The following is an 18,698-nucleotide window of genomic DNA, read 5'->3' as shown; positions in this document are numbered from 1 at the left end:
ATTATTATTTTAGCTCGGCAAGAAATTATTCAGGCTTAGAAAATGATTTAGAGATTATTTTGTTATACTTATTCTGAAACCTGCTAACTTTTGAGTTTCCCAACTTTGCGGGCACAGATTGCAAATCTGCGCTAACGAACGGTAAATATAAAAAACGTAAATTTTGTTTTAATGATTTGCTTTGTGTCTTACTGTTGTGGGCACGGATTGCAAATCCGCGCGATCGGGTTGCAAATCCGCGCTATCGGGGAATTTATAAAGAATGGGATGAAAATGGAAATTTATTAAGTGAGGTTGATTGTGGACCACAGCCTTAATAAATCCCGATAGCGCGGATTTATCCCGATCGCGCAGATTTATCTCGACAACGATAGCGCGGATTTACAATCCGTGCCCGCAAAGATTGGAAAGTACTCTTTGAAAAAAAATGTTCGCACAGATATATTTCAGCAAAGATAGCGCAGATTTGTAATCTGTGCCCGCAAAGTGACTCCTTCAAACCTCTACAAATAAAAAGTGAAATTTCCCCGATCGCGCAGATTTATCTCGGCAACGATAGCGCCCCCGCTGGCGCGAGCGTCTCGCTCGTGAACGCAAAGTTGTCTCGTCCTTAAAAAAGTTTACATATTTACACTTAGCCCTGTCTCGTCCTAAAATAGATTTATAAAAAACAACTCAAAGACAAAAAATCTTTGAGTTGTTTTAAATCAAAAGAGAAAGTTCTCTCTTAATTACCAAAAAATACATTTTTAAAAACTTTGGAAACTTAAGATCATAAGTTTCCCTACTCTACTATTGGCTCAATCCAAGTCAATAGTGAAACCTTATTTCTTTGTTATACAGCTCTGTAAAACAAAAGCTATTGTGACGCCACTAACACAATTTTTAAACATTCAGATAACTTGCACTCATCCAAAATCAAAAACTGTTTGCAAGTATCCATATCATAATATCTGAATGCATTACGGTAATCCCCTATAAGCCAATTAAAAGCCTTTAAATTTTATAAACCCGTAATAATTAATTAAAAATGAGTACAAATCACAACAGAATCAAAGTAGCAGATTTAGAAACAAATCAGCGAAACAAAATTTTAAAAACTAACCAAAATGGTGAATTAGAGTTTAGCGATGTAAGCGATCTTCAGACTGAAAACTACAATGGTTTAGATTACACTGAAGAAGGAAAAGCCTTAGATGCCAGGCAAGGAAAGGTGTTAAAGGATATGATTGAAAACAAAATAGTAAATCTTGCAACAGACGAAGAAACCCAAATCTCCACGCCTGTTGAAGAAGATAACAAAGTAATTTCTCGTTCAAAACTATTTAATTGGTGGGAATGGATAAAATCCAATGCTATAAATTTAAACAATAGTCTAACACTAAGTCCAGGAACTACAGAAACTGCTCCCCTAACAATTCCAAACGGAAACTTAACGTCTTATCCCAAAAATGGAGCAATAGAACGTGATGAAAATGGAAATTTACATCACACGCCTTTTTATACCAGAGAGAGATTGTTAGACACAAGAGATATTGCAGGTTTTTTAACAACTACTTTTAACACCTCCAACACTAAAACTATGTTTAGTGTTTTAGACAATGTAAATAGAACGACAGTAAGTAACATAACATTACCAGCTTCTGCATTAGGAAGTTATAGCGATGCTAATTATCTATTTAAAACATTCGATAAGTATCAAATTAAAAATAATGTAATTGGTGGGTCAATAGTACCAACTTCCGTTTCATTTGAAATGCACATAAAAGGATTGAATTGCAAATTTAATGGAGATGATTCCTTTAGATTGTACAGTGTTAATCGAACAGATATTAACACTGTATTTAGCATTCGAAATTATGAAATCCCAATTAATATTGCTAAAGCAAATAGCAATGGCAATTATTATTCCTTAATAAATTATTCCGAATTAGAATTCGATAATTTAGGCAATATAACTTCTGAATCAAATAGAGAAATAAACGTGCAAACTTTGGACTATTTTGATTCAAATGGCGTGGGTAACATGATGTTGTCTGATGCTAATATTGCCCTCGAAATTAGAATATCAACATTTTTTGCTGATTCCAACAACACAAATGGAGAAAATGCAATGTGCAACCATGTTTTCAGTAATTACTCATCACTCTTTTTAAAAATTTAAAACATAAGTTTCCCCTATTCTATCATTGTCTTTTTTTTAAGTCAGCGAAAAAACTTATTTCTTTTTTTAAGCTACCTATCTCTATAGAATAAACCCCAATTGTGACGCCACTAACACAATTTTTAAACATTCAAATAACTTGCAATCATCCAAAATCAAAAACTGTTTGTAAGTATCCATATATCTGAATGTATTACGGTAATCCCCTATAAGCCAATTAAAAGCCTGTAAATTTTATAAACCCGTAATAATTAATTAAAAATGAGTACAAATCACAACAGAATCAAAGTAGCAGATTTAGAAACAAATCAGCGAAACAAAATTTTAAAAACTAACCAAAATGGTGAATTAGAGTTTAGCGATGTAAGCGATCTTCAACTTGAAACTTATAATGAACTTGACTGTACAGAGGAAGGCAAAGCCTTAGATGCCAGACAAGGAAAGGTATTAAAGGAGATGATGGATAATGACTACATGAAATTGTCTGGGAATCAAACTTTTTCCGGAGTAAAAACGACAACGAATACTTCTTATCCTCAAAATGCCGGATTAGTAATTAGAAATACTTTTACTAATAGTAATGTAAAGAATATCATTTTATCTTCAAATTCAGGAACTGGATTATTCTGTGACAATACAGACGGAACAGGCGTTTTCTCCCAGACCACATCAGGATCTGCAGGACATTTTTATTGTAATGGCAATGGAAAGGCACTATATGTACATTCGTTAAACTCTCCAGATAGAACTGCAACTATTATTGGTAACACAGATAATGACAATCTTTATATCACAAACAAAGGAGCCGGAGCCAATGTAAAATCAATCTCTACTGGAACAGGTTTGGTGTTTGCTGGAAACAATGGATATGGCAATACTTCTACTATTAGCAAAGACGGGGATATAAAAGCAAAATCCATGGAATTAGGCGCTGGAACGAATCAAAAACCATCTCTAATACTTCCTAATGGCACTTTAACTTCCAATAAACAAAATGGAGCAATTGAACGTGATGAAAATGGTCAATTATGGGAAACTCATTCTGGAGTAAGATCTAAATTAATTACAACTGCAGATGGTTTAATTACTCTTGCTTATAAATCTGCATACGCATTCCAAACCTATTCATCAGGAAAAATAACGGATAATAAAATTCAAGCTACAAATCCAATTCCTATTGGGAAAATTGGGAATAAGTCTGTCCTAAAACTAAATGCAGTAAATGATATTTATTGTTCCATATGGGATGATGGAATTCAACCAATACAATCAAAAATTGAGGTTTTCTTAAAAATAGAAAATGGTTTATTTTCTGAAGAAACAGATGGCAATAATGCTTTCAAAGAAATTAAAATGATAGAGTACTCAGGAAGCAATATTTCTGGAGTAAAAAACTATCAAAATATGTTTATTACTGATACTCAAAACGGAGAAATTTTATCATCAGATTACTCATATTTAATTTACACTTTACAAAGTGAAATTGATGGGGAATTAACCAATAAAAGCAAAACAGTTTTTTTACGTGATATTTCAAATACAAGAGCTTATGGCGCTTCAGAAGGTTCTTTTTCTTTTATAGTCAAAAACACTATTGAGTACGAAGATGCAACAAACCTCAATAATCAAAATTGCACTTCATTTTTAATTAATACAAACTATACATTTTACTTGGAAAATATTACAGAGTATTAAACAGATAAATCCTAAAAAATAAACATTTACCATCTAAGATACTGAAAATAGAGTTTTTTATGATCTTTTAAAGTATGTACTATGAAGCTTAATAAGAGGAACTTCTAATTTGAAAAGTTCCTCTTATTAATAGATTAACTAAAAAAATCCCAGAAAAATTGTTCTCAAAACTAAAATTAAACCTAAAAATGTACTAATAGCTTGAATTAAAAATCAAAGCTTTTGAAAAATCCTAATTCAGAATAATTATTATCTATACTGCCCTCTTTCACAAAAAAACAGTTCAATATCCCATCCACTCTCCTTACAACCCTGTAAAGCCTTAGAACATCAATGTTAAACCACTAAGCAGCTGTTTCTTAAACCCTTATTTTAAGCTGACCTTTACATTATAAAAAAAGGAAACACTTAAAAAAACTTCAGATTCACCCCTTATTTAAAGCATTCTTTAAATTCAAAAAAACAAGATAGACGCAGCCCAAATTAATCATTTGAAAGCCTAGTCTGTTTTATAAACATTCCGGATTTAATCATGCAAAAAACACGAACAAAAATTAAAGTCAAAAACAAATTAGAATATGCCAACTAATCCAATTCCTGCGGTTCCAATTCCTACAGCAAGATACTATCCCCGATTATCGGAGATTATTACTGTAGACGATTTACCAGAATTTTTATCGTTTGTTGAAGATGGTATGAATGCCATTTTTGAAAAAATACATTACAAAAATTTACAATACTCAAAAGGATATCGCGGCGATTCTGCCTTTTATAGTCTTGATATTGTATCAAGCGAAAAACTCGCTATTCCATTACCGTTTAATCTTGGACTTGTCCTTAACCCGGACCTGGATGGAAATTCTTCGATTTCCTCTTTTCCGATCACTTTAGAATATCAGTGGGAAATTTTAGCTTTCTTAAAAACTTTTAGCTCCAGCAGTTTCTCTTTCTCTATGGAGGACTTTTATTCTCTGGGTCTTCAGGTTTTTCGCATCAGCGAAGAACAGGTTATAGCCCATATGATGAACATTTTTGTGGAAGCTGAAGAAGGAAAAACAAAATACGAACAGCTTTTATTTGATATTAATACGCTTCAAAATACTGATCTGGAATTTCCTGAAGGAACTGAACAATCTATCAGCGCTATTATTAACCTTATCAATACTAGCACCGTAATTACAAAATCGATTCCAGCACTTTTATTTGCTTCTTATATCGTCCAAGATGATTTAGCAGCTACTAAAAGTAAACTTCAGGAATTTTACAACATTGTAGTTCCAGACGGAATCGAAGCTCACATCAAAAGAATCATTACGCCAAAAGCCAAAGCTACTTTAGCTTTAAGCGCTGGAATCGAATTTCCAAGAAACATTTTAAAACCAGTCCAACCTAATGGTTCTGATTATGGTAATGGAACTGAAAAATCAATATTTAAATTCGCTCAGGCACAATTATATGCCGACACCGAAGAAGGTATTGGTTATCAATTAGAATTAGGCGGAACGCTAAAACCAGATTATGCCATGATTGGCAATACAGGTTTACTGCTTCAGTTAGATACTTTAAAAGTAGATTTAAGCAAGAAAACCAATATTCCAGAAGCCGATGCAGACGGTCGTCCAAATGATTTTGTCGGCGTTTATGCTCGTGCTGTTTCGGTAACTCTTCCATCGAAATGGTTTAATGAAATCCCCGAAACTCCAGGAAGCACTACTCCAACATTAAAACTAGGTGCTTCAGATTTATTAGTAGGTTCTGGTGGGCTTTCCGGTAATATTTATTTGGAAACAGTTCCAAGTAAAAATGGTGCTTTTAGTTATTTCAACGATAAATTCAATTTTAATTATCCAGTTACCATGTTCGAAAAGGACGACAATGGTGTGGCCAATAAAAAAGAAATTGCAGATTACGCCTCTTTACTTGCCTTCTTACAGGAATTAAACAGCAAAAATTTGCCTTATGCTTTTGATTATCCGTTATCGTTAACGACACTTTCTGGAATAGTTTCAACAACTGTTGATCCTTCTACAACTTATATTTTTACGGAAGCCAAAGATTATCAAGCCTTTTTAGCAACCTTGTATGATAATACACTTTGGAGAACGATTGGTCAAAAAGATAAAGGCTTCAAGGTTGGCTTTAACAAATTTGATATTTCATTTAAGCAGAACAAAGTAATTGGTTCAAATATCAAAGGGAAATTAGAAATTGACAAATTCAAAATTAAAAGAGAAAAACTACCTGATTTACCTTTTACGGCATTGGTCGAAGGTCACTTGCAGGACAATGGCGATTTTAATCTTACGGCTTCTTTCTCTAAAGAAAACGAACCGCAAGCGAACCTATTTGATCTTGTAAAATTCGATTTTCATAGTGTTGAGCTAGGAAAACAAGATAACGACTATTATTTAGGAACTTCCTGCACTGTTTCTTTTGATAAAGATACTCTAATAGGAGGTTTGTTTAAAGGACAAAGCTTTGAAGTTGAAAAACTGCGCGTTTACAGTGACGGAAATATTGAGGTTGAAGGCGGATCTATTCCAATTCCTATTAGTCTTTCTATAAATCTTGGACCAGTTCAAATGGGTGTAACCAATATTAACTTTGGTTCTACGCAGATTAACGGTCGTAAATATAATTTCTGGGGATTTGATGGAGCTATAAGCGTTAATCCACTTGGAGTTGATGCTCGTGGAGAAGGAATAAAATTTTATTACTCTACTGATCAGAACGCAGAAAACGGACTTAAGAAAGATTCTTTCTTAAGAATCCAAACTATTGAAGTTGATTTAATTATTCCGGGAACTGCTACACAATCATCTGCAATGGCAGTTATTCATGGTATGATTTCGCTTCCTGAACCAGGAAAATCTAAGGAATTTATGGGCGAAGTAGGTCTAAAACTTCCAAAAGCCAAAATTTCAGGAAGTGTTGGGATGCGATTTATGCCAAAATATCCAGCCTTTTTAATTGATGCCACTATTGATCTGCCCGTTCCTATTCCTTTAGGATTTCTTGCTATTAATGCTTTTAGAGGATTATTAGGGTTTAGATATGTGGCAACCAAAGAAGCTGTAGGGTTAGCAAAGGACAAGTCTTGGTATGATTATTACAAATATCCGAAGCCTGGAATTAATATTAGAAAATTCAGCGGGCCACCAACATCTATGCAGTACGACGCACCTTTCTCTATTGGAGCTGGTGCTACTTTTGGAACTGTGGCAGACGGCGGGCATATCTTGTCTTTAAGAGCGATGCTTTTATTGTCACTTCCTACTCTATTTTACATTGAAGCTGGACTTAATATTATTGCTGGAAGATTAGGTCTTATTGAAGATGACCCAAGCAATCCGCCATTTTTTGCTATGGTTGCCTTTGGCGATGATTCGTTAGAATTGGCAGCGGGAGCAGATTTCAGTATTCCGAAAGACAGCGGACAAATTTTTAAACTTCATGCTCTATTAGAAGCTGGATTCTTCTTTAAAAACCAGAAACCCTGGTACGTAAATCTTGGTTCTAAGAAAGATCCTATCGAAGCCCGAATTTTAACCTTGTTTACTGCCAAAGCTTTTATCATGCTTTCGGCGCAGGGAATCGAAGCCGGAGCAAGATTAGACTTTAAGCTGCAACAGAGTTTTGGCCCTGCCAAAGTCAAATTATGGGCGTATTTAGAATTAGGAGGAAAAATTTCGTTCAAGCGTCCGCAGATGGGAGGTTATATTACTGCCGGTGGAGGTATTCAAATTAAACTTTGGATCATTAATGTCGAAATTGTGCTGGACACTATTTTCTCTGTAGAATCTTTTAAACCTTTCTTGATCTATGCTAAGCTTGAATTGAGTGTTCGGGTAAAAATTGGTTTTGTAAGAGTTCGTAAAAACTTTAAAGTAGAGTTGCAATGGGATATCAACCGAATCGTTGATCGTACGCCTTACAGTCCGCTTCCTAAAGGAACAGACGGAGATGGCGAAGATAATAGAACTTTAGAAAATGTCAAAGGGGTTCACATGCTTACCAATGAAGCTTTTGCTCTAAATTATTTCAAATCTGAAGGAGAACAAGATTATGACGAAAATCAATTTGATGATAAAGGAATGCCTTTAGCAACTCTGATCAGTCAAGTGATTCCATTGGATACTTACATTGATATTAAAATGGCAAAAGGATTATTACCTGACAATTCTTTATCTAAGAAAATTGGAGGCTACACTGGCGATGCTAAAAATTACACTGATATGATGCCTCCAATTGAAAAAATTGCCGGCAGATCTTTACGTCAGGTAAAACATAAATATGAAATCAAATCCATCGATTTAAAATCATGGAACGGTTCTAATTGGGAAGATTATCATCCGTTTGAAGCTGTTGTAAAAAATGAAGAAAGAACTCCTGCTTTACAGAATCTACCTTGGGCGCAATGGCAGAAAGCAATTGACCAATATGATAGTATTCGTGTTTTAGCGACAGATCCGTTTTCATTTTTAAGTAAGGGAGAACCTGGATGGCAGGTACCGGAACAATTTGGAATTACTCCATCAAAATTATTCTGTAAATCCCTTGAAATCAAAAAAGAACATACCGATTTCCTTAATAAAAAACTTGGACAGCGTTATTATGTTCCAACGCAATATGAAGCAGATAAAATTAGCGGATTGTTCTTTAAACTAATTGGAGAGGCTCCTGAAACTATAGAAAATAATAAAACAGAAGGCGGCGATTTTATGAGCATTACTGGAGAAGTAAATCCGCATAAGTACAGTAAATCATTAGCATTCAAAAACTATAATGAATTAGAGGTTATTTTCCCTCAATCGGCTATTGAACCTGAGTTTCAATTGACCACTCAGGCTAAAACAGTCAAAATTAAAGCATTCACATCGGTTCTCAAAAATGATACAGACAAGTTTACTGTTTACGAACCTGTTGCTATAGGAAAAACGGACAGTGGACCTTTTTCTGAAGAATTGGTTTATACTAAAGCCGAATTACTGCAAACCATAACATTATTTAGTAAAGAAACAGAACCAAGCTTAAAAACTAAAATCGATAAAATTGTAATTACTCCTGTTGCCGCAAATGCTGCACGTATTAAAGAAACCAGAGATAAAATTGCAGCATTATTTGATGATACCTATACAAGTGCTAATGGAGATTTTACAATGTCTGGCCCTAGTGACATTGATGAATATGATTTGCTAATTGCCCAATTAAATGAACTAAAAGCTAATGCTGGAAATGAAAATGCACAAGCAGAAAATCCAAATCAATTAACTTTTACGCATTATTACGGCTATAAAGGGAAAAATCTATATGCTTTTGATCAAGTAATCAAATACAACGATACGTACCTTATTTCTTTCCATCCAAAGGCAGAAACAACAGTATTGCTGCAGGTTGATTTAAATGGAAATATTTTAAGAGAGCGTTTGTTAAATGGAGTTGTTACTTCTATGCAGGTTGTAAATGGCACTTTAGTGTTAACTCAAGCTTTAAAAGCAAACCAATGTAAAGGAATTGGAAAAGCAATTGTTGATCTTGATTTGATTGTTGGCTGTGAATCTCCAATTGAGGCAATGGCTATTATTGAACTTGATGAAGAATTAAACCTAAACTCTGGTAATCAGTATCTGAACAATTATTCTTTAGAGTTTAATAAAGTATTTTCTCTAGCAGGAAACGAATTACTTTGGATCAATGCTTTAGAAAATGAAACTCAAATAAATTGGGTTGATGGAACCGATCGTTCTCTTGTAAAGCGTGTTAAAGTTAATGGAAGTGCTATTAAAGTTCTTCAGCATAACAATACTGAATTCAGTTTAATTACAAAAGACAAAAAAGTGATTCGTTTTAACGTTAATCTGAGCACGAAAGCAATTGCTGTAATGAACACAAAAGTACTTTCTGATGTTGCTATAACTGAAATTATTGATGCTGTAATTGCGAATGGAAAAATTCTAATCACTGTCAAGTTTTCTGACGAAAAATTCGGCTTAGCTCAAATTGATGGCAACACATTGAATATTATAAAACAAGATGTTGTTTTTGATTCTGCAATTTATTTATCTAACAATGCTTTAGCTAACAACTCAATTATTGCTTATAACGAAGATTATTTATTTGTATTTACTGAAACACTAGAACTGAACAGATTAGTTAGAAGAGCAAATCCAATAGAAAATGCTTCGATTATTCATATTCAAAATGAACCTTCTGAAAATGAAATTGCGATGCTTTCGTCTAAACCAAATGAAAAAGGAGTTTATTTCTCTTTGTTCAACAATCAGTTTGACAACTGTTCTTTATATGCTGCTGAAAATGTTACGCTGACTTCTTCTGTTTCAGCCTTAACTTCTGAAACAACAACTGTTACAACACTTTCTTTAAATGCTAAAGTGAATTACAACAGAGGAACTAAAAATTCTAAATTAATTACGGTTAATGATACTATTTGTTCAAATGGCTACTCTGAAGAAGATCCGGAATTAGATTACGTAACTAGTATTCAAAGTGTCGAATGGTTAAGTAAAGAAAGTTATTTCCACAATACCACCATTCCTAGTGAAACTGCCGTAAACGAAAACCGTGAAGCTATGACAGCTGCCATACAAAATACGGTACAGCCTATTTGGAGACCAAATACCACCTATTGTTTGAAATTTAGTTTAACAGATACGGTAGATGATAAAAAGGTAAATACATTTAATTATTTCTATGGATTTAAAACTTTAGGACCTGTTGGACATTTCCCTGTTCCAGATCCTGTAACACCAGAAGGTCAGCAGCCACCGACGAAAAATGAACTGACAGAGTTATCCAAATCGCCTCTTACTTCGTTAAGACAGTATTTAGATTACAACCGTTCTTACCCAAATGCCGATGGAAGTTTACTGCAGTCTAAACCTGTTTTCTACGGACACGATGATTGTAAAATCTCCATGTTTTTTACAAGTCCTTATGTCTATCATATGTTTAAAGGCTGGCCAAAGTATGGAGATCATAGACTTGAAATCAACGGTTCTCTAAATCTGATTATCAAAGATCCTCTTAATGATATGCTTATAAAATATCCGCTTCCAGAAGAGACAGAAGAAATCAAAATAGATTATCCAAGAGCAATAGAAGTTGATAATGATGAAAAATGGAAAAGCGATAATGATCCGAGAATTCCACTTGGTATTCAGGTGGTGAATAATTTTATTAATTCTCATCCGCAAATGGGATGTGGTGTTCTTTTAGGAGATCCTTTAAAACCGAAATCGTATAAATATGAAGTCAATCTGACCGATTTAAAACCTTCTAAATTATATACCATTTTAGCCAATAATTATTATGATGTCAACCAAAATAAGAAAGTCGATCCAGGAGAAAATGTCTTAGTACATCAATACGGCTTCCAAACTTCCCGTTACAAAAGTTTTGAAGAACAGATTCAAAGTTATACAACGGATCAAGATGCAAATACTAAAGCATTGTTTGATGTGAAAGTAAATGCTACTTCAGAACAAATTGATGCTTTGCATGATGTGATTGTAGGGAATGCAAATGATTTAAGTGATTCGATGACTTTAAAATATCAGCATGCTTTTGACCGTGCCATTGAAGGAATCTTAAAACTGTCTCCTCTTGACCCTGCTCAAAGTACGGAGGTAAATAAAATTATTGACAGCAATACGAACAAAGTCATAGCACTTTTAGTTCGTAATCCGGAGCCATTCAATATTCCGAAAATACCATTGAAAGAAATTCAGGATACTATTTCTGTAGTGACTGTCACTTTAGACGAAAATCAAAAGAAAGTTTATACCAAAAAATTGGATTACAAAGTATTACACTCTAAAGATTACGCGCAAGCTTTGATAATGCATGATGATAAATTCATTTCAGAAAACAGTCTGGAAATCTTATTTGATTACAGGATGTGGAATAATGACGAAATCGCTGTAAATGAAACTAGACCGCTGACTTCGTCTCTTAACAAACAAGATATAACAGTACAACTGCAACCAGAATTAGAAAATACAAATCTTTAAAAAACAATAAAAAATGAGTTCTATAAATCTTCAGGAAAATCAACTCTCAGGCTGTGAAACTTATATCGCAATTGTAGTAGATGAATCGGGTTCTATTGATCCTACAGAAGCACAGCAAATTAAAAGCGGGCTGACTTCCTTTATCAATTCGCAAACTCAAAGCAACATTACGCTATCTTTGATTGGAATGTCTCCTAGTGATGCGAATTTAAGATCGGATCATATTATTGAAAAAAGAATTTCAAGCAACAGTTCGGAATTTTTAACCTGGATTACTAATTTCAAACGAACTACTGCACCTGTTCCAGATCTAAACTCTGATTATTGGGCTTCTGGTTTAGAAGTAGTAAATGGTCTCTCTGTAACTCCAGATATCATAATTGTAATAACTGATGGTTCACAAGTCAATGAATTAAGTACGCTTTCAAATCGTTATAAAATTCTAAATCAAAAATCACATATTTTTATATATGGTGTTGCTGGTACTTCATATGGTATTGCTCCATACACATTTGTAAATTTACAAACTAATTTAGAAAATGTTTTAGAAAGAGATCCAATCTTAAAAACAAATCAAAATTCCTTACTTTCATCCGATTATCTTGAAGTAAATGATTTTACTCAATTAAATAATCAGCTTGCACAATTAACAACAGAATTGGCCACAGCAAATATTGGCTGTGTGGCAAATGTAAATATCCTTGAAAACAAAATAGAATATCCAGTATTTAAAGCTGGAAGCTATATCAACACTGATGCTGGAAGTTTAGTTCTCAAAAACAAAAGCCGTATTCCGCTTACCCTGGACGCTGATACAAAAATTCATAGCGAAGTGGCTGTCGAAGGCTTAAGTTTTATGATCAAAAATACGGTTACTATCGAAGCGGGTACAGAACTTGAAGTTCCTCTTTATGTAAAAGGCACACCAGCAAATTCTGGAAGTTTTTCTAAGTTAATTGCTATTAGTAATGTTAATAATACTAGTCAGTTTAAACTTAATTTAAATATAGAAAATAGATCTTCAAGCTGCGAAACTTACATAGCAATTGTAGTCGATGAATCGGGTTCTATAAGCACCGACGAAGCACAGCAGATTAGAGAAGGACTAACTTCATTTATCGATGCTCAGGCACAAAGCAAAATCACACTTTCACTAATCGGAATGTCTAACAGCGATACTGCTGTTAGACCCGATGATGTGATTCAGAAAAAAATCTCAACTAATTCGCAAGATTTCAAAGACTGGATCAATTTATTTGGTAATGGAAGAGCCTATATACAATCTGATTATTGGGCTTCAGGTTTAAATGTAGCTAAAAATTTAACCGTTACTCCAGATATTGTATTTGTTATTACTGATGGTCTTCAGGTAAATAACTCCGAACTATTAAAAGGGCTGTTTACCGATTTAAATGAACGTTCTAAAGTTTTTGTATACGGTGTAACCAGTTCTGCAGAGACCGCAGAGGAATTAACCGTTCCGCTAAACACTTTTTTAAGCAGAACCCCTATAGTCAAAGAGAATACAAGTACAGCACTTAATTCAGATTACATTAGAGTTTCCGATTTTAATACTTTAGGAAATGAATTAAACCAGTTAGCAACTAATTTATCTGATGCTCAGATTGGATGTATTTCGAATGTAAGCATTATCGAAGATAAAATAACTTATCCTGTTTTAAAGAAAGGTATATCAGTAGATCAGCCAGCAGGAACTTTAGTCTTAAAAAACAAAAGCAGAGTGCCTCTTTCTTTAAGCTCAGGCATAAAAATTCATAGCATCGGCAGTTTGAACGGTTTAGTTTTTAAACTAAAAAATGCAGTTACAATTCCAGGTTCAGGCCAAATTGAAGCTGCTATTCAAATTGAAGGAAAACCATTGGATCTAGGTAGTTTCTCTACTCCTGTTTTTTTAGATAACATCAATAATCCTTTCGATTTTAACATCAATTTTAATGTAGTTCGAGACTCTCCTACCATTGATATAACTTCAGGAAAAACGAATCTGCAGTCGACTTATTTACAAATTGCGGCAGCAGGTTCAAAGGGAATTGACAGTACAAGAGGAATTCATCTTCGCTGGATGCTGGCTGGAAAATTGGGAGAAAAACATCTTCCAAAAGGAAATTTATATGAAGGTACAGCATCTAATTTTAATAAACCAGACGATTTTGTCAAAGTCTATAGGGCTCCTTACACTAAAGTAAATTATACTTTAAATTTAAATGCACAGCCACAATTGGTTGACAACGATAATGCCTTGTGGATTTATAAAACAGCTGATTCGAAAAGAGCAATCTATGTTCATTTTAAGAATAAAGATAAATATGCTGCAATAAGACTTTCGATTAATCCGAGAACAAATCCAGCTGCTTTCATTCAAGAATACGGAAACAATCTGATTGAAATTGAAAACAAAAATGAATTGTTTTTTGCTGCAGAATTGAATTTTACTTCTGTTACAAATTACAGCACATTGAAAATAGAAACATTGTCCGTTTCTGAAAATAACATTACGGCTCTTAAAAGAGTTACAAATCGTAAAACTTATTCAGCCACACAATTAAGCAATGTTCGTTTAGTTGCAGAAAACGGAAGAAGTATTCGATTGAAAGCCAATAACTGTCTTTTAAGCTCTATAAATTTTGAGTTTTATTCAGACTTTATTACAAAGGCAAATACAGATGGAAATTGGAATTTAAAAGGAAAATATAGTTTAGAAACCAATGATCTAAAAGTTTTTGAACAGCTGGAGCCAAGAGTAAATGCCGTACATGGAAAATGGCTGCGATACACCGATGGCGAATATGTAAATATTGCCAACTATAAAGACAAATGGAACAGAACAACCAATATACAAGACAAGAGTGATAAAAATATCAAGCAAATTGTTGAGAAGTACATTGAATTAAGCGAAAAATCATTTAATCCAACAGCTTTAGAACCAATTAATTTTGGAGATCTTGACGCTGCCAAAACTCCTGAAGAGATTGAAGAAGAACAATTGGATGATGAAAACCTAAACACAATATCTAATCTGGATTTACTGAACATTGCTGCCAACGATTATCACATTGCACGTATGTTAGGTTTAGGCTGCATTGATATTGATGACGAAGTTTTTTCGGGAGACTATGTTTATTTAACAGAATATACTACGCTTGGAGATTTAGGCGATGGTTTGGGAGCTCGTGAAGTACAGCATCTCTCTATGAGTATTCCAACTTCTTTAAATACAGAACGTTATTCGCTTCCTATTCAATTAAACGACATTGTACCTGGATTAAATGTAAGTTCTGATGAAAATCAAACTGCTCCAATTACAGATCCTAATGGCTATAGTTTTGATGGAAAGAAAAGATATGTAAGTCTGTTTATGGAAGATGTCATGGATTATGATATTAATACTGAGTTCTTTAAATCGTCAGCCGAATATGATGGAAGTTCCTTTACATTCCCCGTTTATCTAGGTGTTAATTTTAAACTAAACGATGAAGAAGGCTGGCGAAAACCATCGCTGTCTCATGATTTAGATTATCGTAATGTCAACAAAAAACTTGAACCCGGATCTTATGAAGCAGTTCCAATTATAATTCCCGAATCTGGAAAATCCATTTTAAATATCCGTCAGGAAGCAACGGGCAATAATACCTATAACTATCAAGGATACGGAATCAACATTTTCTCAAGAGCTTCGACAGGAAGACAAATAAGTATTGAATCCGAAATAAAACCGGCAAACAATTTAATGCCGCCAGGCAATATTAATGCTCTTTTAATTACAGAAGAAAATCCATTAATGTTTACTTCAGAATCAGAGCAAATACGTTTGTCAAACATTACTGGAGATGATCAAACCTTAGTCCGACTTTTGTTTGATTATTACTCAGCTCAAGAATTAATGAGTTATACTGTTCCTGAAGGCATGTCAATTGATGAAGCAACAAATGAAAATAGTATTTATCCTGATAGTGAAGAAATATTGGCTGATCATTTTAAACTGTATTACAAAGATGGACTTCCTGAAGTAGAATACGGAGAAATTGCCGGCGAAATCGATAATAAATCTGACATTCTTACGGCAACTGTTACCATAAAAGAGTATAAAATTCTTAGTAGCGGAGAAGAAGTAAAAATCTCTTTAACAGAAGAGAATAAAAAACGTTTTACTGGAGGAATTTTAACCATTGGAGATGAAAATTATCTCATTCAAGACATCGAAGTTTTTAGTAAATCTGGAGATTCGGATAAATTTGACTATGCAAAAATAAAAGTATTAAAAAAAGAAGTGAGTGACAGTGCTCATGCTGATGGAGAAGCCACAATCGATTCTGATCAAATTAAACCTATTGAAATTCCTGAAAGCAAATTATGTACACTGGTGCAAAACATGCAGACAGCCTGCAACTGGCATAAGCCAAACATCAATTTTAAAGTTGATTATCCAGCTGAATTCAATAAGATCTATCGAGAAGTTATTCAGCCAGAAAGTGAAAATTCAAGTGATTTGCAGGTAGAAAAAACTAGAGGAATCTGGAAAGATGCCGTAATCGAAAGAGTTTTAGAGAAAACTTTTGAAATGAATGCAGATGGTAGCTATAAAGTAGATGAGGAGGGCAATCCGATCAAATTAGAAAATCAAGAAAAACATTTGGGCCTTTACAAACTTACTTTTCCTGGTTATAATTTGCCTCAGCATCCGCAGTTTAAATCTGGAAGTGAAAATTCTGTAGAATGGTTTAATGGAATTGTTCGATTGTTTACTAAAAGTTCTTATAAGGAAGGAAGCACTATTCCAGTAAAATCAAGAAAAGAATTTAAAGTAGTTCGAACAGAAAAAGAAGATGTTACCGGCAATTTAGTGTTGATTATCAATGATCCTGATTTTAAATTAGGTGATTATGTTAATCAAATAATGGATGAAAAGCATGATGAGATTATTGTTGGATCTCGAATGGTAAACTATTATCCAAGTTATAGAGTGTATTTGTATGCCGATCAAGCTTCTGGAATTACAAAAGAAAACATTCAGCCACGAGCAAATGAAAGTACACACTATTCTATTTTCGGAATCAGTTCACATGCGGTTCGACCAACATTCGAATACAAATCAAAGATTAGTATTCCTTGTCCAATGTATGCGGTTAAAATTGAAAAGCCTGAAAGACCAGAGAAAATAGAAAACGATAGTTTATATGCTACCAGACCTGATTTTTACAATCGTTCGACTTTTACTTTTACAACTACATACAATAAAGATCGTAAACCTTATGGTGCTTTGCATTACAGAGCCAGCGAACAAGACTTTTTAAATCTTTTGTATGAACCGGCAACAGTAAAAACAATTCGCGAAGAATTGAGAAAATTGGGTGGCAACGATGAAATTCAATTTAAGGCGAGATGGGACGATTTTTTAAATTTTAATGAGCTGGCAGAAAGAGGTAATTATAACGCTTATCCAGAAAATCAAACTGAAGCAAGTTATCAATTTCCAATGCCAGATAATGAAGAATTTAAAAATTTAATTAACGATTTTATTAAATGGCATAATGCGGCACAAACGCTGCCAGAGATGAAAGAAGTTGAAATTGATTCGATAACATCACTAAATCAAGTAATAATTTCAAAAGGAGTTGAAAACCCTGTTTTAGCAATACATTTTATCGAAGAAGCAATACAATCTGCCTTTGTTCCTTTAATTGAAGTTCCTGTCGTTTATGAGTATATAAAAGGAAGTGATTACATTCCAACAAACAAAAAGCAAACCATTAAAGACAAAAATGGTCATGCCCTAAAACCAACAGATCCAGATTTTGACATTGCCCCAATGATGAAAATTGTTGATGAAGTTAAAAATATAACTCAGTTTACTGATTTCAATTTAGATGGAAATTCACAGAATGTTTATTTCTACGCGGTACGTGAAATGGACATTAAAATGAATTTCAGTCCGTTTAGTGATTTCTTAGGGCCAGTAAAACTAGTCGCGTCAAGTCCGCCTCAAACTCCTGAGATCAAAAGAATTATGCCAATTCTCGAAAATCAGGTTTTAGGAATTAAACCTTCAATTCAGTTTGAAATCAATGCTTATCAGCCAGAATACAAAATTGGCAAAATCAATATCTACCGTGCCGATTCTATGCTCAATGCCCAATCGATACGAACGATGACATTAGCAAAGGAAATTTTAATTGATGAAGATACTTTATCGAATGAATTTGATAATGTTTGGACGGTTTATGATGATTTTAAAGATCTAGAATCTGTTCCTTTTAGCGATGGACTTTTTTATCGAATTACTGTTTCAAGAAAAATAGAATATGCAGATCCTGATTCAACAAAAGATAGTCCTGTTATTGATTATGCACCATCGCAGCCATCAAAAATTACAGCGACTGTAATCACTGACAATGTTTCTCCAGAATCTCCGGTATTAGAAGCATCGGCCAATGTTACTGGGGCAAATGAAGAGATCTTAGAACCAGTTGTTTTCAATTGGAAAAAAACGACTCATAATGGTAAGTATCATCTTTACAAAATGAATAATAAAGGTAACTGGGAGAAAATTCATGAAAAAGTTTCAAATGAGCAAAACATTATGCTGCCTTTACAAGAAACTAAACTACAAGTAGATGAATTGGTTACTAAAAATGAAGATGGCTCAAGAATCTACCATCATTTCAAAGTGCTTTCTGAAAACTCTTCAGGAATGTTCAGTAATGAAGAAAAAATCTTAACGCTTTAAAAAAATAAATACCAATGCTAATATGCATTGGTATTTATCTCTCAGCTTTCTCAAACAAAATTTT

General features: G+C 33.8%; 4 protein-coding genes. All 4 read left to right on the top strand.

All coding sequences use genetic code 11. The annotated features are described in order from the left end of the window. The first annotated feature begins 1,030 nt into the window (after positions 1-1,030). Complete coding sequence (locus tag ACFS3A_RS25720; protein WP_379828448.1) at positions 1,031-2,164, top strand: hypothetical protein; 1,134 nt, start codon at positions 1,031-1,033, stop codon at positions 2,162-2,164. A 261-nt stretch (positions 2,165-2,425) separates the two neighbouring features. Then, positions 2,426-3,859 carry a hypothetical protein gene (locus tag ACFS3A_RS25715; protein WP_379828446.1) on the top strand — a complete coding sequence of 478 codons (1,434 nt, stop codon included), beginning with the start codon at positions 2,426-2,428 and terminating at the stop codon, positions 3,857-3,859. Positions 3,860-4,437: 578 nt separating this feature from the next. Next, positions 4,438-11,889, top strand: a complete 7,452-nt coding sequence (locus ACFS3A_RS25710) for a hypothetical protein (RefSeq protein ID WP_379828444.1) — start codon at positions 4,438-4,440, stop codon at positions 11,887-11,889. 13 nt (positions 11,890-11,902) lie between these two features. Beyond that, positions 11,903-18,634: a hypothetical protein gene (locus tag ACFS3A_RS25705; protein ID WP_379828442.1), complete on the top strand. Its 6,732-nt coding sequence runs from the start codon at positions 11,903-11,905 to the stop codon at positions 18,632-18,634. The last annotated feature ends 64 nt before the right edge of the window (positions 18,635-18,698 follow it).

Origin of the sequence: Flavobacterium notoginsengisoli, assembly GCF_042686225.1 — a bacterium.
In the GTDB taxonomy this organism is placed as follows: domain Bacteria; phylum Bacteroidota; class Bacteroidia; order Flavobacteriales; family Flavobacteriaceae; genus Flavobacterium; species Flavobacterium notoginsengisoli.
The sequence above is the reverse complement of the archived record's forward strand: the minus strand, read 5'-3'. Positions and strand labels throughout refer to the sequence as shown.